This window comes from Halosimplex rubrum, assembly GCF_013415885.1.
In the GTDB taxonomy this organism is placed as follows: Archaea; Halobacteriota; Halobacteria; order Halobacteriales; family Haloarculaceae; genus Halosimplex; species Halosimplex rubrum.
This window is the reverse complement of record NZ_CP058910.1, coordinates 295,575-322,288: the sequence shown is the minus strand read 5'-3', so window position 1 is coordinate 322,288 and position 26,714 is coordinate 295,575. Positions and strand designations below refer to the sequence as shown.

The window sequence follows — 26,714 nt, the reverse complement described above, 5'->3', positions numbered from 1 at the left end:
GATCACCCGAACTTCCCGGTGACGTAGTCCTCGACGCGCTGGCTCTCGGGGTCCTCGAAGATCTTGTCGGTGTCGTCGTACTCGACGAGCTCGCCGCCGGTGAGGAAGACGGCCGTCTGGTCGGAGATGCGCGCCGCCTGCTGCATGTTGTGGGTGACGACGACGACGGTGTAGTCCTCGGCGAGCTCCTCGATGAGGTCCTCGATCTTCGAGGTGGCGATCGGGTCCAGCGCGGAGGCGGGTTCGTCCATGAGGATCACGTCGGGGTCGACCGCGAGACAGCGAGCGATACACAGCCGCTGTTGCTGACCGCCCGACAGGCCCATCGCGTTGTCGTCCAGCCGGTCTTCGACCTCGTCCCAGATGGCCGCCTGTTCGAGCGCGCGCCGGACGAGCGCGTCGGCGTCCTCGCTGTCGTCGCGGCCGGTGAGCCGCGCCAGCAACCCCGTGTCGAGGTCGCCGTGTTTGCGCGGGCCGTAGGTGATGTTGTCGCGGATCGACTTGGGGAAGGGGTTGGGGGCCTGGAACACCATGCCGACCGACTTCCGGAGCTCGACCAGATCGACGCCGTCCTGGTAGATCTCCTCGCCGTCGAGTTCGACGGAGCCGTCGATGCTGGCGGCCTTGATGCGGTCGTTCATCCGGTTGAGACACCGGAGGAACGTCGACTTGCCGCAACCGGAGGGGCCGATGAGCGCGGTGACGCTCTCCTCGGGGATGTCCATCGAGACGCCCTTCAGCGCGTGGTCGTCGCCGTAGTGGACGTCCAGGTTGGAGACGGCGAGTTTCGCCTCGCCGGCGAACTCGTAGTCGCGCCACTCCTCGCGGATCCGCTCGTCGGTCTCGCCCGCGGTCGTCTCCGCCGGGCGCGCTGTGCTCTCCGCTTTCGGTTCTGTCTCACTCATACTGTAGTTTGCTCCGGAAGTACTGTCGCGTGGCGATACCGACCGCGTAGAACGCGAGGACGACGCCCAGCAGGACCAGGGCGGTCCCCCAACCGAAGGCGGTGACGTCGTTGACGCCGGCGGTCTCGCCGGTGCCGGTCAGGACCACCTGGTACAGCTGGTAGGGCAGCGCCGTCGTCGCCTGCGTGAGCTCGGGGTTGGTGACGAACGGCGGCGACCACGACAGCTGGAAGCTGTCGAGTACCTTCGCCCGCTGGCCGGCGGCGACGAACGACCCGCCGCCCATCGTCAGCAACAGGGGGGCGGTCTCGCCGGCGATGCGGCCGACGCCGAGGATGACGCCGGTGACGACGCCCGGCATCGCCGCCGGGATGACGACGCTGCGGATCGTCTGCCACTTCGAGACGCCCAGCGCGGCGCTGGCGTCGCGGTACTCGTCGGGCACCGCGATCATCGCCTCGCGGGCCGTGATGACCACCAGCGGCAGCAGCATGAACCCCAGCGTGATCATCCCCGAGAGCAGCGACTTCTGGGGCTGGGGGGTGAATCGCGGCACCAGGAACGCGGCGCCGAACAGGCCGAAGACGATGCTGGGCGTGGACCACAGCGCGTTCGTGGCGACCTCGACGACGTTGGTGAACCGGCCCTGTTCGGCGTACTCCGTGAGGAAGATGGCCGCGCCGACGCCCAGCGGCACCGCGAGGACGACCGCGCCGATCACCAGCCAGGCGGTCCCGACGATGGCCGGGAACACGCCCGTGATGTCGGTAAAGAGGGAGGCGCCGTTCATCAGGAACGGCCAGTACACCGGCCAGGCCACGTCGAAGCCGAGCCCGAACAGCCCGATGGTCGTCGTCGGGCCGACGCCGAGGCCGACCTCGATCCCTTCGGTGACCGGGTTGAAGCCCTTGAACACGACGAAGGCGACGAGCGCGACGAGGATCGCGATGATGGCGACGACGTTGAGGTAGACGAGCAGGTACGCGCCGAGGTGTCGGCCGCGGGCGCCGAAGCCGCCGTAGGCCTTGGCCGCGGCCCAGCCGACGACCAGCGACGACGCCATGACCGCGAACGGGGCGACCGTGCGCGCGAAGAACGTCACCGCCTGGGCGTCCGGGAAGTTCGCCGGCGACCACGACCACTCGGGGCCGACGATCCCCAGTAGGAGGACCAGCCCGAAGAAGGCGGCCAGCGCGCCGGCCGGCAGCGTCGAGCCGATGTCCTCCCGGGGGAGGGCGGTCGCGAAGAAGGCGGCGGCGCCGAGGCCCAGACCACCGACCACGCCGCCGATGGGGCCGAGGCCGAGCGTCTCGGCGAAGACGAGCAAGCCGATCAGTCCCCACAGCCCCGCGAACAGGCCCGCGGCGACGAGTCCGGCGCTCGCGCGCGGGTCGGTCGGGAAGATCCCTCGGTAGGAGGCCAACCCGAACCCGGCGACCGCGACGCCCATCAAGACCAGCAGCAGGCCCAGCGTCGTCAGCGTCGGGAGGCCGGCGAGCGTCCCGGTGATCGAGACGAGTTCGACCGTGGCCGCCAGCCCGAGGAAAAAGAGGACGGCGGCCAGGCCGACGGTCAGCGCGGCGACCGTCTCGTAGGTCGAGGTGTCGCCGCGGACGACCGACGAATCGGTGGCGCTCGCCATTACTCGACACCCCCGACCTTCCGGTCCATGCGACGTTCGATCAGCTGCGAACCGATACTGAGGACGAGCACGGAGACGAAGAGGATGCAACCGGCGACGAACAGGGCGTCCTTCTGGAGCCCGCTGGAGGAGCCGTAGTTGGCCGCGATGAGGCTGGTGAGCGTCTCGAAGCCGTAGAAGGCGTTGTACAGCGGCTCGGCGATCGTCGGGGTGTTGCGCAGCATGACGGTCGCGGCCATCGTTTCGCCGATCGCGCGACCGACACCGAGCAACACGGCCGCCGACACGCCGGAGAACGAGGTCGGGATCGTGACCGCCGTCATCGTCTGCCAGTCGGTCGTCCCAAGGGCGAGCGAGCCGCTCTTCATCGACTCGGGGACGCTGTTGATCGCGTCCTCGGCGACCGAGACGACGGTGGGGAGCGCCATCAGACCGACGACGATGCCGACGAACAGGTAGGTGCCCTGACCCACGAGGGCGAACGCGTCGGAGGCCCACGGGCTCAGAACCGTGAATCCGAGGAAGCCGTAGACGATCGAGGGGATGCCGGCGAGGATCTCGACGCCGGGTTTGACGACTTCACGGACAGCCGGCGGGGCGATCTCCGAGATGAACAGGGCGGCCGCGACGCCGAGCGGGCCGGCGACGGCGGTGGCGATGACCGTCACCAGCACCGTCCCCTGGATCATCGGGAGCATCGAGTACTTCGGGGTCGCCTCGGCGGGGGTCCAGGCCGAGGTGGTGAACAGCTGTAGCCCGGGGACGGTGACGCCGAACACCGTGCCGCTCCGGTCGGCCAGGACCGGCCAGGCCTCGTAGAAGATGAAGACGGTTATCAGCGCGAGGATGACCACCGTCGAGACGGTCATCGCGAGCGTGACGCCGCGGGCCGCGAGTTCCTGGTGGCGCACCCAGCCGTACGCCACCGCGACCAGGAAGCCGCCGAGGAACACCGAGGTGTACGGCGAGGTCACGAGGAAGCCGGCGAACGCGCCTACCAGCGACAGCGCCCCGAGAGCGCCTGCAGCTACCGCGTCGCTATCTGTGTCCTGTACGAACGCCGCGAACCGAGCGAACCGAGACGCCAGTCGGGACTGCCACCCGTCGGAGTCTCTCTGTTGGTTTGTTGCCATGGTATCGGAAGGAAAACCGCGCGGCGGCCCGGATCAGGCGGTGTCGGGGAGCTTCTCCATCTCGGCCTCGATGTCGGCGGTCGGCAGCGGGATGTAGTTGTTGTCCTCGACGAACACCTGCTGGCCGAACTGCGTCAGGAACATCCGCATGAACGCGCCCTCGCGCATGTCCGTCCCGCTCGGGGTCTCCTCGGTGATCTGCGTGTACATGTGCAGGTCGCGGTTGAGCGGGTAGGCGCTGTCGAAGATGGTGTTCTCGGCGTCCTTGCTGGTCTGGTAGACCGTGCCGTCGAACTCCAGGGCGATGGGGCGGACCGCCTCGCCGGTAAAGGCCAGCGCCATGTACGCGATGGCGCCCTCGTTCTGGCGGACGAGCTGGGCGACGCCCTGGTTCTGGCCCTGGCGGGTGTCGACGCCCGGCATCTCGGCCTCGGCGTCGCCGAGCATGTTGAGGCGGAAGGAGGTGTCCGTGCCCGACCCGACCGCGCGGCCGATGCAGAAGATCTCTTGGTCGGGGCCGCCGATCTCCGACCAGTTGGTGATCTCGTCCTGGTAGATCTTGCGAACCTGCTCGGCGGTGAGCTGGTCGATCCCCGCGTCGTAGATGTCGCTGCTCACGACGATCGGCTGGCCGTCGCGGCCGACGACGTGGTCGACGACTCGTTCCTGTGCCTCCTCCTCGCTCCAGTCGAGTTCGGCCGTGATCGGGCCCGAGGAGTTACCGATGTCGACGAGGCCGCCGGTGACCGCCTCACAGCCGGTCCCGGAGTGGCTCAGGCCGATGGTCGCACGGAAGGGCGGGTTCGAGCGCTCGCCGGTCGCCTCGAAGCCGTACTGGCTCGCGAAGTAGTCCGCGAGGTGCATGTCCGTCTCGATCTCCGACCAGCCGGGGACCGAGCCCGAGTCGTTGCTTCCCCAGTACTCGCCGTCGCTCGGCGGGGCGTTCCCGTTCCAGTAGGAGGCGCCCTTGTTCCCGATGGGGTAGACCGTCGAGGACCCCTCGCCGGTGAGCAGCGACGGTTCGTTCGACCCGCCGCTGGAGGAGTCGCCGCTCGTCTCCTCGTCGCTCGAGGAACCGTCGGAGCCGTCACCCGAGGAGCCGTCGGAGCCGTCCGAGGAGCTCCCGCCGCCCGAAGGCTCGGGCGTGTCCGTCTCGTCGTTGCCGCCGCCCGAACAGCCCGCGAGCCCGGCCGCACCGATGGCACCGGATGTCAGCAGGAACTTGCGCCGCGTTACCCTGTCCGCCGGTCGCTCCGAATCTCGCGTCATCACTTCAGTCGAGTCGGGACCTAACTAAACGGGTTTATAATAGGGGTACCACCCGGTACGAGACCCCTCTGAGCGGTACTTTCCGGTGGGTGTGCGAACAGTTTGCAGGGGTCGGTACGTACCGGTATATAGCCACCAGTAGATGTCCGGGCGGGCGGGGGCTCACCGCTCGTCGACCAGGGGAGCAGCGGCGAGGCGGGCGGCGGCGATCCCCGTCAGGCCGCGGGCGGTCGCCGAATCGGCGGCCCGGCGGGCGTGGGCGGTCTCCAGGCCGATACTGTCGGCGACGGGCACCAGCCTGACGGTCGTCCCTTCGGGGGTCACGTCGCAGAGCAGGTACGACTGGGGGAACGAACAGGTTGTCGGCGCCGCGATCTCGCGGACACCGTCAGAGCGTCGCTCTGACGAGCCTCCGTTCGCTTCGCTCACGGAGGCGCCGGTGGAACCGCGTTCCGCCGAGCCGCCGGAGACCGCCGTCGTCGGGAGGTGGTAGTGGCCGCTGAGGACGAGCGGTACGTCGCCCTCGCCGAGCGTCTCGACGAGCGGCTCGGGGTCGCGCATGGCCGGGATCTCCGCCAGGTCGGGCTCGACGGCCGCGCGGTGGGCGTCGAGCTGGCCGGTCACTTCGGGGAGGTTGTGGTGAACCAACACGATAGCAGTTCCCGCGCGCGCGAGCTGGTCGGCCAGCCACGCCCGCTGGTCGGCATCGACGTGGCCCTCGTGACTGTCGGTCAGCCGCTCGGCCGTTCCAGCACTGTTGAGCCCGATCACGTCGAGGTCGCCCACCTGAACGCGATAGGAGAGCCCGTCCGGTCCGCGAGCGACCGGGTCCTCGGGCGTGTAGCGCTCGACGAACCGTCCGAGGGTGGGGGTGTCGTGGTCGTCACCCTCCTTGGGGACGTCGTGATTCCCGGGGACGGCGTGGAAGGGCGCGTCGAGGTCGGCCAGCGCCTCGTCGACCGCCTCGTAGTTCCAGGGCTCGCCGTCCTTGGTCAGGTCCCCCGGCGACAGCACCGCGTCCACGTCGCGGCCGGCGATGTCCGCGAGCGCGGCCTCGAAGTGTGCTCGCGTCCGTTCGAACAGCTTCGAGGTGCCCTCGGCCCGGGTCGCGACGTGCGGGTCGGCGACCACCGCGAACCGAGTCGGATCGCCGGTCGGCCGCGCCAGTCGCGCCAGTACCGTCCCGGACCCGCCGGGACCGATCGGCCGGCTCACAGGTCCTCCGGCAAGAAGTCCTCGGGGTGGTCGTGGCCGAAGGTAGCCAGGTGCGTGCCGTCGAGGAGTTCGACGTGCGACTGCAGGCGGCCGCGCTCGCGAGCCGCGGCGGCGAGATCGGCCGCCGCCGGCTGTCCGAGGTCGACCCCGCCGACCAACAGGACGGCCAGCCGGCGCTCGGGGTCGCTCGCGCGGGTCACGAGGAAGAGATCCGTACCGACGCGGCGCCGGAACGCCGTCGACCGCCCGAACTCGCCGCGTTCGGCGAGCTCGGACAGCGACTCGGCGACGCCGTCCGGCGCGAGATACACCAGCCCGGCGCGGTCGGTCTTGCGCCCCTCGGGCGAGACCGGCGCGACGTGGCCCGCGCGGACGACGACGACCTCCCAGCCGTCCGTCCGCAGCGCTTCGGCCATCTCGTTGGCTTCCCGTACCGTCCGTCCCCACGGGGACGTGTCGCCGTCCGTATCGACCGACATACCCGTCCCTCTCGCTGCTGGTGTATGGGTGTTACGAAGCGGTAGCTAAATAGACTATATTGATGAATATACCTATAATTCTAGGATGTATCTAAACGTATCACGAGTCAAAACCTATTTAATTGTTCAATCGGACACACTCACCGATGCCAGAAAAACAGACTCGGCGTCGGTTCCTCACTGCAGCGGGCGCGGGTGCGGCGACCCTGCTCGCCGGCTGTTCCAACAACGACCCGTCGGAGTCGGGCGGCGGTGGGACATCCGACGACGGGTCGTCGGGTGACGGTTCCTCGGGTGACGGGTCGTCGTCTGACGGGTCGTCGTCTGACGGGTCGTCGGGTGACGGTTCCTCGGACGACGACGCGGACGACGGGTCGCCGGCGAGCGGCGGGACGCTCCAGATGATGGCGACCGGGTCGATCCAGACGCTGGACCCGATCAACGCGAAGGGGTCGGGCGCGGGGTACAACCAGTACAACAAGCCGCTGATGGAGTTTCCGGACGGGCAGTACCCGCCCGAGCCGGCCGTCGCGGAGGGTTACGAGGTCTCGGAGGACGGCCTGACCTACACGTTCACGCTGAGAGAGGGCGTGACCTTCCACGACGGGACGGAGCTCACCGCCGACGACGTGGTCTATACCTACCGTCGGCTCGCCGAGTCCGAGAACTCCCGCAACCGGGACGACATCATCGGCGAGACGATGACGATCGACCACGAGAAGGACGCGAGCCTGAGCGAACCCACGGACGAGGAGACGCTCAGCGACGTCGTCCCGGAGTCGCTGGCCGTCGAGGCGGTCGACGACTACACCTTCGAGATGACGCTGGCCTCCCCCTTCCAGTACACGCTCTTCCAGATCGCCGGCGGGACGTTCGCGGTCCTCCCGGAGGGGTCGGTCGGCGACATCGAGGGGTACGACGGCGAGTACAGCTACAACGAGTTCTTCAGCACGGAAGGCGAGGGCCCCACCTTCGCCGGGGTCGGCCCCTTCGCGGTCGACTCCTGGACGAAGGGCAGCCAGATCCAGCTGACCGCCTTCGAGGACTACTACGGCGAGGCTCCCGAACTCGACGGGATCACGTTCACGGTCGTCGGCGACGGCAACACGCGGCTCAGCCGCTTTCGCAACGGCAACGCACACATCCTCGACGAGGGGATGCCGACCGCCTCGTTCAACCCCGACAACGTCTCCATCGAGGAGCGCCAGGGCAACCGTTCGCTCGGCACTTACCAGTTCCAGAACGGCGACACGGTCAACTACGGCGAGATCCCGGCGCTGACCACCGAATACATCGTCTTCAACACGCTGGAGGTCCCCCTGCCGGTCCGTCGGGCGTTCGCCTACGCGATGAACCAGCACGACATCGCCGAGAGCGTCTACAAGGGCACCGGCAAGGCGGCCTACCACATCACGCCGCCGGCGCCCTACCCCACCTTCGAGGACGGCCAGTCCGGCGAGGAGTCCTACGACGCCCACGCCGAGAGCGGCGCCGCCTCCAACACCGAGTTCGCGGCCGACGGCTACCCCTACGGCTACGGCGAGACGCTGCTCGACGAGGCCCGCGCCGTCATGGAGGAGGCCGGCTACGGCGAGGACAACCGATTCGAGGTGACGGCGACGACTATCTCCGGCGACAGCGGCTACCGGCAGGTGTTCACGCGGCTCCAGCCGAAACTGCAGTCGGCGTACATCGACATGGAGATCACCGAGGCGGAGTTCGGGACGATCATCAGCCAGGCCATCTCCGGCGACATGGAGGTGTTCGGCCTGGGCGACGGGATGGAGTACCCCGGCCCGCAGAACTTCTTGCGGTTCCTCTGGGGCGACAGCCCGAGCACGCAGTTCACCCGCTGGGGCGCCGAGGGCAGCTACTACACCGACGAGTACCGCGACACGGCCATCGAGGCCTGGGAGGACAACTACGCCGCCGAGGGCACGACCGAGGCCGACCACGCGGAGGCGTTCCAGACCATCGAGGAGATGAACTGGGCGTCGGTCCAGGAGCTCCCGTTCCTCCATCCGAATAGCCAGCGTTTCTGGCACGACGGTGTCGACGTGGAGATGTACGGCGTGATGGAGAACCAGGCGTTCGACGACGTCACGCTGGAGTAGCGGTCCGTTCCCGGCGGCGCCGGTCCGGCGGTCGCGGGCGACGGACCGACGACGCCCGTTTCCCCCCAATCTGGATCTGATCACGATGAACGTAAACGACTGCGCGCGGGGTCGGCCCTGCGGGTGCAGGCACCGGGACGAGCGGCAGCGACCGCCGGGTGACGGAGGGGTCCGTCCGTGAGCCGGCTGAAGTACCTCGGCAAGCGCCTCCTGCTGTCGGTCCCGGTGGTGTGGCTCGGCACGTCGCTGACGTGGTTCATCATCTTCATGGGACCCATCGACCCGGCGGCCCGCCTGCTCAGCGAGGGGCAGACGCGAAACACCGACGCCTACACCGCCGCCCAGGAGCGTCTCGGCCTCAACCAGCCGCCGCTGGAACACTACGCGAACTACCTGCTCGACCTGTACACGTTCGACCTCGGGCAGACGTTCCTGCTGTACCAGGGATCCAGCGTCAACGCGCTCATCCTCGATTTCCTGCCGCGCACGCTGTGGCTGGGCTTCTGGTCGGTGCTCATCGCCATCATGGTCGGCGTGCCGCTGGGCTTTTTCGCCGGGCTGCGCTCGAACACCGTCTCCGACTACGTCTCCTCGTTCGGCGGCATCGTCTGGCGCGCCATGCCGAACTTCTGGCTGGCGATCATGCTGCTGGCGGTGCTCGGCAGCGCCCAGGCCGTCTTCGGCGTGAGCTGGGAGCAGTTGCTCGTCCCGATCGACGCCATCTCGGGGAGCCCGGACATGTCCCGCCTCGGCAGCGTCGACGGCTTCCTCGCCGCGACCAAGAAGGTGCTGCCGGCGGCCGTCGTGCTCGGGTCGGCCTCGATGGGCAACGAGATGCGGATCGGTCGCACCGCGGTGCTGGAAGTGCGCAACGAGGACTTCGTCGACATGGCCAAGGCCAAGGGGGTCTCGGACTTCGCGCTCGTCTGGAAGCACATCTTCCGGAACGCGCTGGTGCCGCTGGTGCCGATCATCACGAGCGAGGCGTTCCTGCTCATCGGCGGGTCGGTGCTCGTCGAGACGGTGTTCGGCATCCACGGGATCGGCTGGCTGTTCTTCCAGGCGGCCAACCAGGGCGACCTGCCGCTCGTCGGCACGCTCATGTACGTCTTCATCCTCATGATAGTCGGAATCAATCTGCTGCAAGACCTGCTGTACACGGTGATCGACCCGCGCGTCGGGCTGGAGGGCGCCTGAGATGGCGGGCGCACACGACGCCGACGCCGCCGATGCGCGCGAATCGACGGTCCTCCCCACGGGCTCGCCGCTGGCCGTCTGGCTCGCCGCGGGGGTCGTCCTGCTGGCGCTGGAGGCCGGCGCGCTCGCGACGTTCGCCGTCGGCCTGCTCGCGGACGCCCTGGGGACGGCCGTGTCGCTCGCCGGCGTCGCCACCGCCGCCGCGCCGGTCGTCGACGCGCTGGAGGCCGGCCGCTCGATGGCCGAGTCGGTCCCGACGCTGCTCTCGCGGGAGACGGTCCCCAACGGGGGGTACTGGAACGGCCAGCGGTGGGTGGACACGTTCCTCGGGCTGGAACCCGCCTACGCGTGGGCGGTCCGCGTCGCGCTCGTCTACGCCTACGCGTTCGCCTGGGCCGGCTGGGCGATGCTCGGATACCGCCTCTACCGCCGGGAGATCCGTTCGCTGGCGTGGACGCCCCGCGACGACATGGTCGACCGGTTCCGCTCGCACACCTGGGGCCTGTTCGGCCTCGCGGTCGTCTTCATGTTCGTCGTGATGGCGGTGTTCGCGCCCGCGCTCGGGCCGACGACCGTCGACAAGAACATGCGCAACTCCTACAGCAACGAGATCAGCTACTGGGACGCCGAGGCCGAGTCCGTCGAGACGACGCTGGTCGGTCAGGCCAACCTCGACACCCAGTCGACGGGCACCCAGTCGCGCGTGATGCCGTTCACCTACGACGACTACGGCCGGTATCACCCGTTCGGCACGCTCCCGACCGGGCGGGACCTGTTCACGTTCATCGCCGCCGGGTCGCGGATATCGCTGATCATCGGCGTGCTCTCGGTCGGCCTGAGCGTCCTGATCGCCGGGTCGCTCGCACTGGCCGCCGCCTACTACAAGGGACGGGTCGACCTCGGGCTGGTGCTCGCCTCCGACGCGGTGATGGCGATGCCACAACTGCTGCTTATTATCATGCTGACGACGGTGCTAGCCGACACCTGGGTCGGGGGGATCTACAGCGGCGCGTTCGTCCTCGCGCTGATACTCGCGGGGACCGGCTGGACCTACATGTGGCGGTCGGTCCGCGGCCCCGCTCTCCAGGTGTCCGAACGCCAGTGGGTCGACGCCGCCCGCAGTTTCGGACAGAAACCCCGCGTGATCATGCGCCGGCACATGCTGCCGTACATCACCGGCTACCTGCTCATCTACGGGTCGATGACGCTCGGCGGCGCCATCATCGCCATCGCCGGGCTGTCGTTCCTCGGGCTCGGCGTCTCGGCGCCGACCCCCGAGTGGGGTCGGGCGATCAACCTCGGTCAGGACTACGTGACGACGGGCTCGTGGCACATCTCGCTCATCCCGGGCCTGCTGATCACCGTCGTCGTCACCGGCTTCAACGCGCTGGGCGACGGCATCCGCGACGCGATCGACCCCCAGTCAGACGCCGAGGGCGGCGCGGCCGGGCGGGGTGGTGGCGCGTGAGCGACGCCGCCCCCCTGCTGGCCGTCGAGGACCTCCGGACGGTCTTCTACACCGAACGGGAGGAGATCCACGCCGTCGACGGGGTCTCCTTCGAGATCGCCGCGGGCGAGACGGTCGGGCTCGTCGGCGAGTCCGGCTCGGGCAAGTCCGTCACCGCCCGCTCGATCCTCGGGCTGGTCGACGACCCCGGGGCCGTCGAGGAGGGGTCGATCCGCTTCCGCGGCGAGGACCTCACCGAGGGCACCTGGGACGCCCACCGCGGCGACATCGCCATCGTCTTCCAGGACCCCGGGGGCGCGCTAAACCCCGTCTATACCGTCGGCAACCAGATCCGCGAGGCGCTGAAGATCCACCAGAACCTCCGCGGGCGCGAGGCCCGCGACCGGGCGGTCGAACTGCTTGAGGACGTGGGCATCCCCGACGCCGCCAGCCGGGTGGACGAGTACCCCCACCAGCTGTCGGGCGGGATGCAACAGCGCGCCGTCATCGCGACGGCGCTGGCTTGCGACCCCGATCTCCTCGTGTGCGACGAGCCGACGACCGCGCTGGACGTGACCATCCAGGCGCAGATCCTCGACCTGCTCGACGACCTCCAGCGCGAGGAGGACCTGGCGATCCTGCTCATCACCCACGACATGGGCGTCATCGAAGAGACCGCAGACCGCGTGAACGTCATCTACGCCGGCGAGGTGGTCGAGCGCGCGCCGACCCGGGCGCTGTTCGACGACCCGAAACACCCCTACACGGAGGCGCTCCTTCGGTCCATCCCCGGGCGGACGCCCCCCGACGAGCAGCTCCCAACCATCGACGGCGAGGTGCCGACGCCGACCGGCCCCGCGACGGACTGCCGGTTCGCCCCGCGCTGTCCGGCGGCCTTCGGCGCCTGCGACGAGGTCCACCCCGAGCACGAGCCGGTCGGCGACGCCGCGGTCGACCGGACGGCGGCCTGCCTGCTCCACGACGACCGCTACCCGAACGAGACGGACCTCGACGGCGATCCGGGCACCGACAGCCCCGTCAGCCCCGACGGGGGTGAGTCGCTGTGACGCCCGATCCCGCGACCGGCCGGACCGTCGGCCACGAGAGCCGCGAGCAGGAACCCACCAGCGAGCCGCTGCTGTCGGTGCGGGACCTGCGGACCTACTACGACGAGCGGTCGATGTTCTCGCGGTCGCCGCCGGTCAAGGCCGTCGACGGCGTCTCCTTCGATGTCTTCGAGGGCGAGACGATCGGCCTGGTCGGCGAGTCGGGCTGTGGCAAGACGACGCTCGGCCGGACGCTCGTCGGCCTCGAGGAGCCGACGGGCGGGACCATCGCCGCCGAGGGTCGGGACGTGACCGACCTCTCGGGGGGCGACGCCGAGGCGTGGCAGCGCCGGGTCGGCATGGTGTTTCAGGACCCCCAGGAGAGCCTCAACGACCGCCAGACCGTCGGTCAGATCGTCCGCGAACCACTCGAAGCCCACGACTGGCCGACGCTGACCGTCGCCGTCGCGGGCGTCGACGAGGCGACCGTCACCGGGAACCGCCCCGTCGCGGACCGGACGGCGGGCGACGCGGTGGCCGACCCCGACGAGGCCGACCTCACCGTCGCGCTGTCCGGGGGCGACCCCGAGGTGACCGTCCGCGAGCGGCTCCCGCTCGACCCGTCGGACGTGACGGTCTCGGTCGACCGGGGCGACCGGCCGACCGTCTCCGTGACCGTCGAGAAGTCCGTCGACGAGATGCGCCGCGACCGCGCCGAGGCGCTTATCACCCGCGTCGGGCTCAACGAGGAACACGTCCGCCGCTACCCCCACCAGTTCTCGGGCGGCCAGCGCCAGCGGGTCGGCATCGCCCGGGCCCTGGCGCTCGAACCGGACTTTCTCGTGCTCGACGAGCCGGTGAGCGCGCTGGACGTGAGCGTCCAGGCGCGGATCATCAACCTCCTCGAGGAGCTTCAGGCGGCGTTCGGTCTCACCTACCTGTTCATCGCTCACGACCTCTCGCTGGTCCGCCACATCGCCGACCGCGTCGCCGTGATGTACCTGGGCAACGTCGTCGAGGTCGGGCCGGCCGAGTCGGTGTTCCGGGACCCGTCACATCCGTACACGCTCTCGCTGCTGTCGGCGATCCCCGGGAGCGGCTCGCCGTGGGACGGCGAGCGGGTGACCCTGCGAGGGGCGCCGCCCAGCCCGCGGGACCCCCCGTCGGGGTGCCCGTTCGCCACCCGCTGTCCGGCGAAGATCCGCTCGGAGGAGTTCGAGTTGGCCGAGGCGACCTGGCGCGCGCTCGACGAGCTCCGGGTGGTCTTCCGGACGCGCGCTCGGGGCGACGAGTCGGCGCTCGCCCGGGTGAAGGCCGGGTTCGGGCTGGACGTCGACGCCGACGCCGTCGACGAGGCGGTCGACGAACTGCTGGGCGACCGCGAACTCCCGGCCGACGCCCGGCGGGTCGTCGACGAGGCCGTCGACCTCGCGAAGGGCGGCGACGACCGCGCGGCCGCCGACCGACTCCGCGAGGCGTTCGGCTCGCGCTGCGACGCGGAACTGCCCGAAGCGTACGCCGTCGGGGGCGGCGAGAGCCGGTGCTTCCGCGCGGAGGACGAGTACCGCGGCGTCGCCGAGACGGTCGCCGACCGCGAGGGGGACCTGGGCCGTGAGTGACGCCGCCGACCGCGCCGCGGTCGCCGAGCGGGCGGCCGAGGCCGGCGGCGCGGTCGCCCGCTCGCTGTTCCGCGGCGATCTGACCGTCGAGACCAAGGCCAACGAGACCGACTACGTCACCCGGGCCGACCGGGAGGCCCAGGCGGAGATCGTCGATGTCATCGGCGAGCGCTACCCGAACGAGCCCGTCGTCGGCGAGGAGGACGGCGCGGCGAAGGCGGTCCCCGAGCGCGGCCCGGCGTGGGTGGTCGACCCGATCGACGGGAGCCACAACTACGTCCGCGGCGGGCGCGTCTGGGGGACCTGCGTCGCCGCCGTCCGCGACGGCGAGCCGGTCGCCGCGGCGACGGTCTGTCCCGCGCTGGGCGACGCCTACGTCGCCGGGGACGGTCCGACCGAGCGCAACGGCGAGGTCGTCTCGGTCAGCGAGCGCGCCGACCCGGCGACCTGCAGCGTCGCGCCGACGGTCTGGTGGCCCAGCGACCGCCGCGACGAGTTCGCCCGCGCCGCCGAGGCGGTCGTCACCCGCTTCGGCGACCTCCGGCGGCCGGGCTCCGTCCAGGTCGCGCTCGCGCAGGTCGCCGCCGGCCGCCTCGACGGCGCGATCACAAACGTCGCCGTCAACCCCTGGGACAGCCTCGCCGGCGTCCACCTCGTTCGACGGGCGGGCGGCCGAGTGACTGACATCGACGGCGACCGTTGGCACCACGACGCCACGGGCCTGGTCGCGTCGAACGGTGCGGTCCACGACGCGGTGCTGGCGGCCGCGGCCGATATCGGGAGCGCTCCGTAGCGCTCGGGTGGTCGACGTAGTGTCACGGGCCGTTCTTAGCGAGATACTTGCCGCCCGGCGCGAGACACGCCGATGGCGTGTCCGGGCTGTCAGGCATGCACCATCTCCCGGGCGGTCCGACGCTCCCGCGGTCCGCTCGGACTCCCCACGCCGGTCTACCGCGGACGCTACCCGCGTCCGCCCTCGTTTTCCACATCGAGCGTGTCGACCCACCGGCCGACGCCTCGCCGCCCCCGATTCGACTATTGAGACCTACGTACCCGCCGGTAACAGTAATATAAACCGCCTACATAGTCGGTCGGAATCCCTTACTCATGAGTTTCGACGGCAGGGGTGACCGCCGGTGACGGGCGACCGGGCGCTGGCCGAACTGCGCGACAGCCACCATCGGGTCGACGCCGACCGGTGGGACGACATCTACGTCGTGGGCGACGTACACGGCTGTCTCCCGGCGCTCGAACGGCTGGTCGACCGCATCGACCCCGACGACGACACCCTGCTGGTCGTCGTCGGCGACCTGGTCCGGAAGGGGCCGGACAGCCACGGCGTCGTCGAGTTCGTCCGCGAGCGCGACAACGTCGTCAGCGTCCGCGGCAACAACGAGGCGAAGGTGATCCGGGGCGACAAGCAGGTCCCCGGTCTCACCGGCGCCGACCGCGCCTACATCGAGTCGCTCCCCCACGCCATCTCCTGGGACGGCCACCTGGTCGTCCACGGCGGGGTCGACCCGCGCAAGTCGCTGGGCGACCACGAGCCGGGGGAGCTGCTGACGATGCGGTCGCTCGTCCCCGACGGCAGCTACGACCGCCCCTACTGGTTCGAGGAGTACGCCGACAGCCCCCGGGTGTTCTTCGGCCACACCGTTCTGGCCGAGCCCTACGAGTCCGCGGGCGCCGTCGGCCTCGACACCGGCTGCGTCTACGGCGGCGAGCTGACCGCCTACCACGTCGGTTCTGGCGAGTTTCGAACCGTCGAGCCCGAGGAGACCTATCGGGAGCGAAGCGACGACAGCATCGTCTCCCCCCGAACGGTCCACTGATGCGAGCCGACGAGTCAGACGCCGACGGCCGGGACGGTACAGGGTCGACGACCGTCGACATTCCGGACGCGGCCGGCGCCGCGGCCGTCGACGGCGCGGACTTCGACCGGTCGAACCCCGCGTTCTACCTCAACCGCGAGCTGAGCGAGCTGGCCTACCAGCGGCGGGTCCTCCACGAGGCCATCGACGAGCGCAACCCGCTGCTCGAACGGGTGCGCTTCCTGTCGATTTTCACCCGCAACATGGACGAGTTCTTCATGAAGCGGGTGGGCGGGCTCAAACAGCAGATCGAGGCCGGCGTCACCGAGCCGACGGTCGACGGCCGTACGCCCGCCGAGCAGTGGGAGGCCGTGCTCGACGCCGCCCGTCCCATGTTCGCCCGACAGACCGACTGCTACGAGTCGGTCGTTCGCCCGGCGCTCGCAGAGGAGGGTATCCACATCCTCGACTACGACGACCTCTCGGCCGACGAACGCGCCGAGATGCGCGAGTACTTCGAGCGGTCCGTGCTGCCGACGCTGACGCCGCTCGCTTTCGACCCCGCCCACCCGTTCCCCTTCATCTCGAATTTGAGCCTCTCGCTTGCGGTGGTCACCCGCGAGACCGACGGCGACGGGGCGACGTTCACCCGCGTGAAGATCCCCCAGAACCTCCCACGGCTCGTCGAGGTCGTCGACGGCGAGCGCTACGTCCTCATCGAGGACGTTATCCGCGCGAACCTCGACCTGCTCTTTCCGAACGTCGAGGTGGTCGAGGCGTCGCTCTTTCGGTTAACTCGCAACGCCGAGGTCCGGCGCGACGAGGAGGTCGCCGAGGACCTCATCGACATGATCGAGGAGGTGCTCGAACAGCGACGGTTCGCCACCGTCGTCCGCCTCGAAGTCGAGGCCGGCACGTCCGAGCGCGCCCGCCGGACGATCGTCGACCAGCTCGATCTGGACGACCGGGAGGTGTTCGAGCGACCGGGACCGCTGGACTACCGGGAGTTCACGCGCCTGCTCGACCTCGACCGACCGGAGCTGAAGCTCCCGGAGTGGACGCCCCAGCCCCATCCGCGGCTCCAGCGTCGGCGGACGCCGCTCGGCGAGGCCGGTGACGAGGCGGACATCTTCGCGCGCATCCGCGAGGACGACATCCTCCTGCACCATCCCTACCATTCGTTCACCGACACCGTCCAGCGCTTCCTCGCGGAGGCCGCCGCCGACCCGGACGTACTCGCCATCAAGGCCGCTATCTACCGGACCGCGAGCGACTCGGGGATCATCCAGTCGCTCATCGACGCCGCCGACAACGGCAAGCAGGTCGCGGTGATGGTCGAGCTGAAGGCCCGCTTCGACGAGCAGAACAACTTAGAGTGGGTGCGCCGCCTGGAGGAGAACGGCATCCACGTCGCCTACGGCACCATCGGCCTGAAGACCCACACCAAGACCGCCCTCGTCGTCCGCGAGGAGGACGACGGCGTCGAGCTGTACTCCCACGTCGCCACCGGCAACTACCACTCCGAGACGGCGAAGGGCTACGTCGACCTCGGGCTCCTGACCGCCGACCGCGACATCGGCCAGGATCTGGTGAAGGTGTTCAACTTCTTCACCGGGCCGTCGCTCGACGAGCAGTTCCGGAAACTGCTGATCGCCCCCGTCACGATGCGCGACCGGCTGACCGAGTGCATCCGACGGGAGGCCGACCACGCCCGCGCCGGCCGCGAGGCCCGCATCGTCGCGAAGGTCAACGCGCTGGAGGACCCCGACCTCGTGGCCGAACTGTACGAGGCCGCGATGGCCGGCGTCGATATCGACCTGATCGTCCGGGACATCTGTCGGCTCCGGCCGGGAATCGAGGGGGTCAGCGAGACCGTCGACGTCTACAGCGTCGTCGGCCGCTTCCTCGAACACTCGCGGGTCTACTACTTCGAGAACGGCGCCCGCGACCCGGACCTCCCGACCGACGCGCCCGGTGGCCACCCCGAGTACTACATCGGGTCGGCCGACTGGATGACCCGCAACCTCGACAGCCGCGTCGAGGCCGTTGCGCCCGTCGAGGACCCCGAGATCCGCGAGCAACTGCGGTTCGTCCTCGAACTGCTGTTGCGGGACAACCGGAAATGTTGGGAGATGAACGCCGACGGCACCTACGAGCAGCGCCAGCCCGGCCCCGGCGAGCCCGAGATCAGCACCCAGACCGTCCTCGCGGACCAGGCCCGCCGGGCCGCCACCGACGACGAGATCGACCGCGGTATCCCCGCCGACGCCTTCGACGAGACCACTTTGCTCGTCGACGCCGTCGGCTCCGACTCCGAGCGCCGGTCGGCGGACGACGGAGGAGACGCAGCGGTCGGCGACAGCGACGACGGTTCCGATGCCGTCCGCTCGGCGAGCGAACCGACGGGGATGTCGGTCGAAACCGACGGAGCGGCGACCGTCGCCGAGACCGACGGCGCCGCCTCGACGGTCGCGACGAACGGCGACCTCCCGACCGCGCTCTCGGCGAACCCCGGCGCCTGGTACCGTCCCGACAGCGACCACTACGCCTTCGCCGTCCGGACGCCCGACGGGACCGTCTACCGGAAGACCGCCGACGGCGCCGCCAGTGCGATCGAGCGCTATCGCGACTGAGTCCCGCCGGACTCTCCCGCCGAGTGGTGTGAACGTCACTCCTCGCTTGCCCTCCCGCGCTGGCGATACGGGGCCGATCCCTCGGTGTGGACGCGAGGAACGCCGCCGGCGCGTCCCCGTCACCGCGTTCGGGCCGACGACCGTAGCGCTTCTATCGAGCGTTCCCGCGACCCGCGAGTGATCGCCGCCGAGTACAGCGCGGCCGCTCGGGATCGACCCGTTCCCACGCGACTCGGCCGTCGACCCCCGGGGGGTCAGCGGGGTATCGAGGGTCGACGGAAACGATGAAGTGAGAACGGTTCCATAACACGCGTGAGGCCGGTGAACCGGCCATGGTTCCAGACGAACCCTTGTGGGGTTGAAGCCCGGCCATGAATTCCGCCGCGTCGTCCGCGTCGGAGTTCCAGACGAACCCTTGTGGGGTTGAAGCGCTCGGCAATCGACCCCCGACGCCGCACGAAGATTGTTCCAGACGAACCCTTGTGGGGTTGAAGCCCCCGCCAGGACCAGATTTGCCGGTATGGACCCTCGTTCCAGACGAACCCTTGTGGGGTTGAAGCGGTTACGGAACGGCGTCGTGGATGGGGTGAGACTGCGTTCCAGACGAACCCTTGTGGGGTTGAAGCTCGGTGTTCTGTGGCGTATACGGTCGATTCTCGACCGAGTTCCAGACGAACCCTTGTGGGGTTGAAGCCGGGGTCGGCCCCGGCGTCGGTCGTGGCGCCCTGGAGGTTCCAGACGAACCCTTGTGGGGTTGAAGCCCCGAGGCTCCCGCAGAGGCCAATCTGACGGTGGGTTCCAGACGAACCCTTGTGGGGTTGAAGCATCTTCGGGAGGTATCGCCACTCGTTGTCGGGAACCGGTTCCAGACGAACCCTTGTGGGGTTGAAGCCGGTCTGATCGATAGGCGTACACACTGAGCAAGTTCCAGACGAACCCTTGTGGGGTTGAAGCAGCGGCAACTGGTCGATGTCGTCCAGGGCGCGCGGGTTCCAGACGAACCCTTGTGGGGTTGAAGCGACGCGGCGACGAACATGACGACCGTCGTCATCCGCGTTCCAGACGAACCCTTGTGGGGTTGAAGCAGTAACGCGCCAGAGATCCAGGGCTACCAGATCGAGTTCCAGACGAACCCTTGTGGGGTTGAAGCGAGCTTCGTTGCCTCCGTATCCAGTTGGGATCGGTTGTTCCAGACGAACCCTTGTGGGGTTGAAGCCGTTGGTTCGTTTCTGTATGTCCTCCGGGAAGCGAGAGTTCCAGACGAACCCTTGTGGGGTTGAAGCAGGTCCGCCTGCGTCCGAGCGAGAACCGACGTGAGGTTCCAGACGAACCCTTGTGGGGTTGAAGCTCGTGTCCGACCCGCAGGTGGCGGTGGTCCTGAGTCAGTTCCAGACGAACCCTTGTGGGGTTGAAGCGACCTCGACCCGGACGACATCATCAAGTACGCGATGTTCCAGACGAACCCTTGTGGGGTTGAAGCCGGCGCTACTCATCCTGGGTACGGCCGCGATGTAGTTCCAGACGAACCCTTGTGGGGTTGAAGCGTCGCGAGCGCCGGCCTCATCACGATCGCGAGCAGCGGTTCCAGACGAACCCTTGTGGGGTTGAAGCTGGAACCGTCCGTTGCGGTCCTGGACGGTGATCGTGATTCCAGACGAACCCTTGTGGGGTTGAAGCAGGAGTACGACGACCCAGCGAAGCGGGAGGCGGCTGTTCCAGACGAACCCTTGTGGGGTTGAAGCAGCCACGATACCACGTTTTACTGTTGGGAAGTGACTGGTTCCAGACGAACCCTTGTGGGGTTGAAGCGCAGAAGAGGCAGAGGCCGTCCTCGGGAACTACAACGTGTTCCAGACGAACCCTTGTGGGGTTGAAGCGAGATCGTCGTCAGAGTCCTCAACGGTCGGCGGTCGTTCCAGACGAACCCTTGTGGGGTTGAAGCAGTCCGCACTGGCATATCATCGGAGTCGCGCCCTAGTTCCAGACGAACCCTTGTGGGGTTGAAGCTGTCGGATGCTCTTGGACCGAAGCGCGTACCGAGACGTTCCAGACGAACCCTTGTGGGGTTGAAGCGGGATTGTAGCGGCGTCGGTGGCGGTGTTGTCGGTGTTCCAGACGAACCCTTGTGGGGTTGAAGCCGTATGAACTATCTGAAACAATCCTATCGGCGGTTGTTCCAGACGAACCCTTGTGGGGTTGAAGCTGGATTAGATCCTTGAGTACATCCGCGACTAACACGTTCCAGACGAACCCTTGTGGGGTTGAAGCTCCGGTCGAGGCGTCCGGTCCGGCTCGTACATCTGGTTCCAGACGAACCCTTGTGGGGTTGAAGCTGGCTCCGCTCGGGGCGGCCGTAGTGGGCCACCACCGTTCCAGACGAACCCTTGTGGGGTTGAAGCTCGGCTCTGACGCCCTCCTGGCCGGTTTTGTAGGTGGTTCCAGACGAACCCTTGTGGGGTTGAAGCTGCGGGATACAAAGGGGTGGTGGTGATATGTCCAGGTTCCAGACGAACCCTTGTGGGGTTGAAGCGGTCAATGCGGCCAATAGTGTCTACCCGAATGTGAGTGTTCCAGACGAACCCTTGTGGGGTTGAAGCCAGGAGGCGGTCAAGGACGGCCACCCCGACCAGGGTGTTCCAGACGAACCCTTGTGGGGTTGAAGCATCGTCTACGAACTGCTGAACGACACTCGCGGCGGTTCCAGACGAACCCTTGTGGGGTTGAAGCCACTTCGCGCGGGTGTCCGCGAGCTTCTCAATCTGGTTCCAGACGAACCCTTGTGGGGTTGAAGCCCGCCACTCAACGGCCACGAGGAACAGACGAGAACGTTCCAGACGAACCCTTGTGGGGTTGAAGCTGCCGAACCGTCAGCAGCGAGAGGTCGTGGATCGCGTGTTCCAGACGAACCCTTGTGGGGTTGAAGCATCCGAAGTATATCATGTCCCTCTCACCCACGACCGGTTCCAGACGAACCCTTGTGGGGTTGAAGCCTGCTGTGCGGCGACCTCGCTCGTGCCGTCTTCGACGAGTTCCAGACGAACCCTTTGGGGTTGAAGCACGCACTAAAGCCGGAGGATCCCAGGCGCTGGGATCTCAGAGTTTGCAGACTCTCTGAGGGTGAGCGTGTGTCAACCGTGGTGAGTTACACTGTCCGCGTCAGTAACCTATTAGGCGCCGCTCTCGGACGACCCGTTTATGGTCGATATCGCGTTCGTCGGCGCAGGAAGCATCATCTTCGCGAAGAACCTGATGACGGATATCCTCTCGTTCGAGGAGCTGCAGGACAGCACGATCACGCTGATGGACATCGACGAGCGACGGCTCGACCGGACGGCTGCCGTCGGCGAGGCGATCGTCGAGGAACACGACCTCCCCGCCGAGATCCACACGACGACCGACCGGCGGGCGGCGCTGGACGGCGCCGACTACGTGCTGAACATGGTCAACGTCGGCGGCGAGGAACCGTTCGAGAACGAGGTCCGGATCCCGCAGGAACACGGGGTGAACCAGGCCGTCGGTGACACGCTCGGCCCCGGCGGCGTCTTCCGGGCGCTCCGGACGATGCCGATGATGCTCGAGATGGCCCGCGAGATGGAGGAGCTCTGTCCCGACGCCGTCCTGTTGAACTACACGAACCCGATGGCGATGCTGTGCTGGGCCGTCGACGAGGCGACGGACGTGGAGATCGTCGGCCTCTGTCACAGCGTCCAGCACACGACCGCCGCGCTCGGTCGGTATCTGGACGTCCCCGCCGAGGAGATCGAACACGAGGTCGCCGGGATCAACCACATGGCGTGGTACCTGGAGCTCACCCACGCTGGCGAGGACCTCTACCCCGACCTCCGCGAGGCGGCCGACGACCCCGAGATCCGAGAGCAGGACCCGGTCCGGTTCGACGTGATGGACCACTTCGGCGCGTTCATCACCGAGTCGAGTCACCACCTCAGCGAGTACCTCCCCTACTTCCGGACCGATCAGGGGATCATCGACGAGTACACGCCCGAGGCGGAGTTCGGCCACTACACGATCGAGTGGATGCCAACCGGCCGGTACTTCGAGCACTGGCAGTCCTACCAGCCCGACCTCGACGCCGAGTTCGACCCGGCCGAGGAAGACCTCGCGTTGGACCGCTCCTCGGAGTACGGCTCCCACATCATCCACTCGCGGGAGACGGACACGACCCGTCGGATGAACCTCAACGTCCGCAACGACACCGGCGCGATCGCCAACCTCCCCGAGGAGGCCTGCGTCGAGGTCCCCTGTCTCGTCGACGGGACCGGGATCCACCCCACGACGGTCGGCGCCCTCCCCGGGCAGCTGGCGGCGCTGAACCGGACGAACATCAACGTCCAGGAGCAGGCCGTCCGGGCCGGCCTCGACAACGACGAGCGCGCGCTCCGGCGCGCGATCAAACTCGATCCGCTGACCGCCGCGGCGCTCGACCTGGACGCGATCGACGAGATGGTCGACGACCTACTGGCGGCCAACGCCGAGTACCTGCCCGACCTGAACTGACGGTCCGGAACAGCTCCCACAGCCGCTGAGTCGCTCGAAACCCGGTGTGGCGCGACGGCCCGGACGTGGCCATCTCGCAACTGCTCCGCTTCGACCGGATCGACGCCGATCGCTCGGACCTGGAGCCGCTGTCCAGTCTCTACGGCCTCGAGTCGCTGCCCTGTGAGCTGGTTCCCGGCGCTCGACCTGCGGCGTAGCGCCGTCGTCGGTCGGTACGCGATCCCCTACTCGAGGCGCTGAGCCACGAACGCGGTCGCGGCGGGGACGGCGCGGGCGTAGAGTTCGACCCGGGCCAGATCGCCCTGGACGCGCGGCGCGTCGGCGTACCCCTCTTCGATGTGCCGGGGGAGGTACTCGAACGTCTGGAGCGCGGGACGGAGGAAGTGGGTCGCGAGCCGCCGGTGTTCGCTGGCCTCGACCGCGGCGATCGCCTCTCGCGCCCGGGCCGCCGCCTCGGTGACGGAGTCGACGGTCACCTCCCCCTGGTAGGCGCCGTCGCGGATCCCGTCGATGGCCGTCCGGAGCGCTTCGACGGCGGCTACCGCCTGTCCGGCCTCGATCACGGCGCGCGCGTAGTCTCCGTCGTCGCGGTACTCCTCGTGGCTCTGGACGGTCGACGAGACCTGTCTGCTGGTCTCGACGAACAGCGTCCGGGCCGCCGTCCCGTCGAGGTTCGCCTCGAAGGGCGGTTCGCCGACGTCGAGGAACCCGTCGACGGTCGAGCGAGTACGAGCGACCGCGAACCGCAGGCGGCCCGACGCGTCGATCAGGGCACTCCACTGCGAGGAGGCGTCCGAACGCTCGGCCAGGTAGGCGTCCTCCAGCCGGCGGGCGTCGCCCAGCGTCGCGCGGGCGCGTTCGACCTGTCCGAGCGCCTGGCCGGCCTCGAAGGGGCGTGCGACCGGGTCGGACGGGTACGGCCGATCGGGTCGGAGGTAGCGACGGCAGTCCGTTACCAGTTCCTCGACCGCGGCGTAGACGAGCGCCGCCTCCAGCGGCGAGGACGCGCGGTACTCGCTCGCGGCGACGAACGAACCGAGGCGCTCGCGCACGGTCCGCCGCCGCTCCGTGACGGCTTCGGCGTCGCCCTCGCCGGTCGCCGCGCGGTAGGCCCCGCGAACGGTCGCCGCCGCCTCTCGTCGGCTGCGCCACGCCGAGAGCCGTTCGATCGGCCAGGGGTCTTCGGCGGCGTCACCGAGCCGGTCGGCGGCGCGCTCGCGGTCCGACCGGAGTTCCTCGGCGACCGCACCGTTGGGCACGTTCGGGTCGGCCGGCACTTCCGCCAGCAGTTCCTGTGCGCGCTCGCGGTGAGTGTCCGCGAGCGCCCCGGGGACGGCGACCGGGAACGGCGACTCGGGCCACGACACCGGTTCGACGGCGTCCGCCGGCAGCGTCACGTCCTCCCGGTCGTTCCCGTCGTCCCCGAACGGCAGGGCCGAACACCCGGTCAGGCCGACGGCACCGACCGTCCCGAGGCCCGCGAGGACTGCACGCCGCGATTTCATTCCTCACCACCCTCGGCGGGCGTCACGGTCGCGTGGAAGGACTCGCCCTCCGGGTTCGGACGGCAGGAACTCGACATGCCGCGGCCGCTCCCCGACGACCGCTCGGCGGCGACGGGCAGCCGGATCGCGAACCCGACGGTGTGTTCCCCGTCGGCGTCGCACTCGACGTCGGCGGGACGGTAGGCCCGGCAGAAGTCGGCGGAGGGGTGCAGGTCGTCGGTGTCGATGTCGTCCCACTCGACGCTTACCGACTGGAGACGGATCTCGTAGCAGGCTTCGACCGGCATCGCGAGGAGGTAGACCGACGCCGAGTCGAAGTCCGTCCCGTCCACGAACGACCGGAGCCGCTCGGCTTCGGGCCCGTCACCGAACGTGAGTTCGGCGATGTCGTCCGCGGAGACGACGACCTCTCGGCCGGAGCGGGCGTATCGACGGCGCCGTTCGTCGGTCGCCGTCGGCAACTGCTCTCCCTGGGCGAACAGCACCGCGTCGTCCTCGCTCCGGACGGCGCGCACCTCGTAGTCCTCGATCCGTCGGTTCCGTCGTTCCCGTCCGATCGTCGGGCGTGACTCCCGGTCGCTGCAACCGGCGAGCGTCACGGCCCCCGACGCGACCGCGAGGAGGGCTCGGCGGCGGGTCAGGTCGGGCATGGTCCCGGTATTTGCACAGGTGGGTAATGCGCTTTGTGTCCGAGCGCCCGCCAAAAATGCCGCTCGCACCTGGGTCGCTGCTGGCGGTCTGGGTCTCAGTCCTCGTCGTCTCCGCCGGGAAGTCGCCGAACGGTCTTCTCCCACCGGTGTCTGGCCGCCTGTCCGGGGTCGGCGATCGGGTCGTACGTGATGTCTTCGGCGGTCCGGGCCTGCGGGGAGCAGCCGCTGTCGGTCCGCCGGCGCCACAGGCCGTACACCGTTGCGATTCCCAGCGCCCCGAACAGGAGCGCCAGCGGGACACCGGCGGCCGAATCGAACGGGGATACCACGAAGAGCAGGACCGCCGCCAGCGCCCCCAGCTGGAGGGCGTAGAGGGTGAACCGGAGCGAACCGCCCGACACCTCGATGGTTCGTCCCATTGTCGGGTGCTCGAAGCCCGGACGGATAAGCTCATCCACCGGGAGGTCCCGTGGTCGGCCTCGCGAGGAACAGATGTATACGAATCGCCGTCCTGTCCACTGCCAATGAGCGAATCGGACGGTCCCAAGCAGGTGTCGGACCCGGAGTACCACAGCGAGAACCACACCGCCGCCCAGACCTGCGGGTGGACGGCCAACTCGCTCCGGGGAGAGGGCAAGTGCTACAAGTACGCCTTCTACGGGATCGAGTCACACCGCTGTATCCAGATGACGCCGGTCGTCAAGTGCAACGAGCGCTGTGTCTTCTGCTGGCGGGATCACGCGGGCCACGCCTACGAGCTGGGCGACGTGGAGTGGGACGACCCCAGCGCCGTTGCCGACGCCTCGCTGAAACTCCAGAAGAAGATCCTCTCGGGCTTCGGCGGCAACGAGGAGGTGCCCCGCGAGCGCTTCGAGGAGGCGATGGAGCCGCGTCACGTCGCCATCTCGCTGGACGGCGAGCCCTCGCTGTACCCCTATCTGCCGGAACTCATCGAGGAGTTCCGCGACCGGGACATCACTACCTTCCTCGTCTCGAACGGGACGAAACCCGAGGTGCTGGCCGAGTGCGACCCCACGCAGCTGTACGTCAGTGTCGACGCGCCCGACCGGTGGACCTTCGACGAGACGGTCAAAGCGGTCGAGGACGACGCCTGGGAGCGGCTGATCGACACGCTGGACGTGCTCGCCGAGAAAGACGAGACCCGTACGGTCCTCCGGACGACGCTGGTGAACGGCAACAACATGCACCACCCCGAGTGGTACGCGTCGATGTTCCAGCGGGCCGACCCCGACTTCGTCGAGCTAAAGGCGTACATGCACGTCGGCCACTCGCGGGGCCGCCTCGACCGCGATGCGATGCCCGACCACGAGGACGTGCGGGGGTTCACCGAGGACGTGATGGAACACATGCCCGAACACGACTACCTCAACGACGTGCCCGTCTCGCACGTCACGCTGCTCTCGAAGACCGAGGACACCTGGGTTCCCAAGTTGCAGAAGGACAGCGAGTTCTGGGAACGGGACCCCTACGCCGAAGCGAGCGACTGACGGGCACGACCGTTCCCCGGAGGTCC

At 68.6% G+C, this 26,714-nt stretch carries 20 protein-coding genes and 1 CRISPR repeat array; of the genes, 11 read left to right on the top strand and 9 right to left on the bottom strand.

What is annotated here, in order from left to right; translation table 11 throughout:
• Nucleotides 1-2: 2 nt before the first annotated feature.
• From pstB to HZS55_RS01605, 6 genes are all read right to left on the bottom strand, one after another.
• Nucleotides 3-905, bottom strand: coding sequence for a phosphate ABC transporter ATP-binding protein PstB (gene pstB, locus HZS55_RS01630; RefSeq protein ID WP_179910025.1), 903 nt, complete (start codon nucleotides 903-905; stop codon nucleotides 3-5).
• Nucleotides 898-2,547 carry a phosphate ABC transporter permease PstA gene (gene pstA / locus HZS55_RS01625; protein WP_179910024.1) on the bottom strand — a complete coding sequence of 550 codons (1,650 nt, stop codon included), beginning with the start codon at nucleotides 2,545-2,547 and terminating at the stop codon, nucleotides 898-900. The genes pstB and pstA overlap by 8 nt, the downstream gene beginning before the upstream one ends.
• Nucleotides 2,547-3,680 (bottom strand): phosphate ABC transporter permease subunit PstC, encoded by a 1,134-nt coding sequence (gene pstC / locus HZS55_RS01620; RefSeq protein ID WP_246308334.1) that lies wholly within the window; start codon nucleotides 3,678-3,680, stop codon nucleotides 2,547-2,549. Before pstC ends, pstA begins: the two co-directional genes overlap by 1 nt.
• Nucleotides 3,681-3,713: 33 nt before the next feature.
• Nucleotides 3,714-4,949, bottom strand: a complete 1,236-nt coding sequence (locus HZS55_RS01615) for a PstS family phosphate ABC transporter substrate-binding protein (protein ID WP_179910023.1) — start codon at nucleotides 4,947-4,949, stop codon at nucleotides 3,714-3,716.
• A gap of 162 nt (nucleotides 4,950-5,111) precedes the next feature.
• Nucleotides 5,112-6,164 carry a metallophosphoesterase family protein gene (locus HZS55_RS01610; RefSeq protein ID WP_179910022.1) on the bottom strand — a complete coding sequence of 351 codons (1,053 nt, stop codon included), beginning with the start codon at nucleotides 6,162-6,164 and terminating at the stop codon, nucleotides 5,112-5,114.
• The gene (locus tag HZS55_RS01605) at nucleotides 6,161-6,643 is read right to left on the bottom strand and encodes a DUF7529 family protein (protein ID WP_179910021.1); all 483 of its coding nucleotides are present in this window, start codon (nucleotides 6,641-6,643) and stop codon (nucleotides 6,161-6,163) included. Before HZS55_RS01605 ends, HZS55_RS01610 begins: the two co-directional genes overlap by 4 nt.
• Nucleotides 6,644-6,789: 146 nt before the next feature.
• On the opposite strand from HZS55_RS01605, the gene HZS55_RS01600 reads away from it, so the two are divergent.
• The 10 genes from HZS55_RS01600 (at nucleotide 6,790) to HZS55_RS22765 (ending at nucleotide 23,222) form a co-directional block, all read left to right on the top strand.
• Nucleotides 6,790-8,757 carry an ABC transporter substrate-binding protein gene (locus HZS55_RS01600; protein WP_179910020.1) on the top strand — a complete coding sequence of 656 codons (1,968 nt, stop codon included), beginning with the start codon at nucleotides 6,790-6,792 and terminating at the stop codon, nucleotides 8,755-8,757.
• Nucleotides 8,758-8,934: 177 nt separating this feature from the next.
• A complete protein-coding gene (locus HZS55_RS01595; RefSeq protein WP_179910019.1) occupies nucleotides 8,935-9,954 on the top strand; it encodes an ABC transporter permease in 1,020 nt (339 codons plus the stop codon).
• A 1-nt stretch (nucleotide 9,955) separates the two neighbouring features.
• Nucleotides 9,956-11,422, top strand: coding sequence for an ABC transporter permease (locus HZS55_RS01590; protein ID WP_179910018.1), 1,467 nt, complete (start codon nucleotides 9,956-9,958; stop codon nucleotides 11,420-11,422).
• The gene (locus tag HZS55_RS01585; protein ID WP_179910017.1) at nucleotides 11,419-12,468 is read left to right on the top strand and encodes an ABC transporter ATP-binding protein; all 1,050 of its coding nucleotides are present in this window, start codon (nucleotides 11,419-11,421) and stop codon (nucleotides 12,466-12,468) included. Before HZS55_RS01590 ends, HZS55_RS01585 begins: the two co-directional genes overlap by 4 nt.
• Complete coding sequence (locus HZS55_RS01580; protein WP_449405178.1) at nucleotides 12,465-14,066, top strand: ABC transporter ATP-binding protein; 1,602 nt, start codon at nucleotides 12,465-12,467, stop codon at nucleotides 14,064-14,066. Before HZS55_RS01585 ends, HZS55_RS01580 begins: the two co-directional genes overlap by 4 nt.
• Nucleotides 14,059-14,859, top strand: a complete 801-nt coding sequence (locus HZS55_RS01575) for an inositol monophosphatase family protein (protein ID WP_179910016.1) — start codon at nucleotides 14,059-14,061, stop codon at nucleotides 14,857-14,859. Before HZS55_RS01580 ends, HZS55_RS01575 begins: the two co-directional genes overlap by 8 nt.
• A 343-nt stretch (nucleotides 14,860-15,202) precedes the next feature.
• Entirely contained in the window at nucleotides 15,203-15,898 is a 696-nt protein-coding gene (locus HZS55_RS01570) for a metallophosphoesterase family protein (protein WP_179910015.1), read from the top strand.
• On the top strand, nucleotides 15,898-18,510 hold the full coding sequence (gene ppk1, locus HZS55_RS01565; protein ID WP_179910014.1) for a polyphosphate kinase 1: 2,613 nt from the start codon (nucleotides 15,898-15,900) through the stop codon (nucleotides 18,508-18,510). The genes HZS55_RS01570 and ppk1 overlap by 1 nt, the downstream gene beginning before the upstream one ends.
• 335 nt (nucleotides 18,511-18,845) lie before the next feature.
• Nucleotides 18,846-21,500: a CRISPR direct-repeat array (repeat unit 30 nt; unit sequence GTTCCAGACGAACCCTTGTGGGGTTGAAGC).
• 205 nt (nucleotides 21,501-21,705) lie between these two features.
• On the top strand, nucleotides 21,706-23,025 hold the full coding sequence (melA, locus tag HZS55_RS01560) for an alpha-galactosidase (protein ID WP_179910013.1): 1,320 nt from the start codon (nucleotides 21,706-21,708) through the stop codon (nucleotides 23,023-23,025).
• 65 nt (nucleotides 23,026-23,090) lie between these two features.
• A complete protein-coding gene (locus HZS55_RS22765; RefSeq protein ID WP_281372868.1) occupies nucleotides 23,091-23,222 on the top strand; it encodes a hypothetical protein in 132 nt (43 codons plus the stop codon).
• A gap of 27 nt (nucleotides 23,223-23,249) precedes the next feature.
• On the opposite strand, the gene HZS55_RS01550 is transcribed toward HZS55_RS22765, so the two are convergent.
• The 3 genes from HZS55_RS01550 to HZS55_RS01540 form a co-directional block, all read right to left on the bottom strand.
• Nucleotides 23,250-24,530, bottom strand: a complete 1,281-nt coding sequence (locus HZS55_RS01550) for a hypothetical protein (protein ID WP_179910012.1) — start codon at nucleotides 24,528-24,530, stop codon at nucleotides 23,250-23,252.
• A complete protein-coding gene (locus tag HZS55_RS01545; RefSeq protein ID WP_179910011.1) occupies nucleotides 24,527-25,180 on the bottom strand; it encodes a hypothetical protein in 654 nt (217 codons plus the stop codon). Before HZS55_RS01545 ends, HZS55_RS01550 begins: the two co-directional genes overlap by 4 nt.
• A gap of 95 nt (nucleotides 25,181-25,275) precedes the next feature.
• Nucleotides 25,276-25,599, bottom strand: coding sequence for a hypothetical protein (locus tag HZS55_RS01540; protein WP_179910010.1), 324 nt, complete (start codon nucleotides 25,597-25,599; stop codon nucleotides 25,276-25,278).
• A gap of 105 nt (nucleotides 25,600-25,704) precedes the next feature.
• On the opposite strand from HZS55_RS01540, the gene twy1 reads away from it, so the two are divergent.
• Nucleotides 25,705-26,688: a 4-demethylwyosine synthase TYW1 gene (twy1, locus tag HZS55_RS01535; RefSeq protein ID WP_179910009.1), complete on the top strand. Its 984-nt coding sequence runs from the start codon at nucleotides 25,705-25,707 to the stop codon at nucleotides 26,686-26,688.
• Nucleotides 26,689-26,714 lie beyond the last annotated feature (26 nt).

What these genes read in the sequence shown, in the direction of transcription:
- pstB (WP_179910025.1), bottom strand. Translation starts at nt 905, where the DNA reads ATGAGTGAGACAGAACCGAAAGCGGAGAGCACAGCGCGCCCGGCGGAG.
- pstA (WP_179910024.1), bottom strand. Translation starts at nt 2,547, where the DNA reads ATGGCGAGCGCCACCGATTCGTCGGTCGTCCGCGGCGACACCTCGACC.
- pstC (WP_246308334.1), bottom strand. Translation starts at nt 3,680, where the DNA reads ATGGCAACAAACCAACAGAGAGACTCCGACGGGTGGCAGTCCCGACTG.
- HZS55_RS01615 (WP_179910023.1), bottom strand. Translation starts at nt 4,949, where the DNA reads ATGACGCGAGATTCGGAGCGACCGGCGGACAGGGTAACGCGGCGCAAG.
- HZS55_RS01605 (WP_179910021.1), bottom strand. Translation starts at nt 6,643, where the DNA reads ATGTCGGTCGATACGGACGGCGACACGTCCCCGTGGGGACGGACGGTA.
- HZS55_RS01600 (WP_179910020.1), top strand. Translation starts at nt 6,790, where the DNA reads ATGCCAGAAAAACAGACTCGGCGTCGGTTCCTCACTGCAGCGGGCGCG.
- HZS55_RS01590 (WP_179910018.1), top strand. Translation starts at nt 9,956, where the DNA reads ATGGCGGGCGCACACGACGCCGACGCCGCCGATGCGCGCGAATCGACG.
- ppk1 (WP_179910014.1), top strand. Translation starts at nt 15,898, where the DNA reads ATGCGAGCCGACGAGTCAGACGCCGACGGCCGGGACGGTACAGGGTCG.
- melA (WP_179910013.1), top strand. Translation starts at nt 21,706, where the DNA reads ATGGTCGATATCGCGTTCGTCGGCGCAGGAAGCATCATCTTCGCGAAG.
- HZS55_RS01550 (WP_179910012.1), bottom strand. Translation starts at nt 24,530, where the DNA reads ATGAAATCGCGGCGTGCAGTCCTCGCGGGCCTCGGGACGGTCGGTGCC.
- HZS55_RS01545 (WP_179910011.1), bottom strand. Translation starts at nt 25,180, where the DNA reads ATGCCCGACCTGACCCGCCGCCGAGCCCTCCTCGCGGTCGCGTCGGGG.
- HZS55_RS01540 (WP_179910010.1), bottom strand. Translation starts at nt 25,599, where the DNA reads ATGGGACGAACCATCGAGGTGTCGGGCGGTTCGCTCCGGTTCACCCTC.
- twy1 (WP_179910009.1), top strand. Translation starts at nt 25,705, where the DNA reads ATGAGCGAATCGGACGGTCCCAAGCAGGTGTCGGACCCGGAGTACCAC.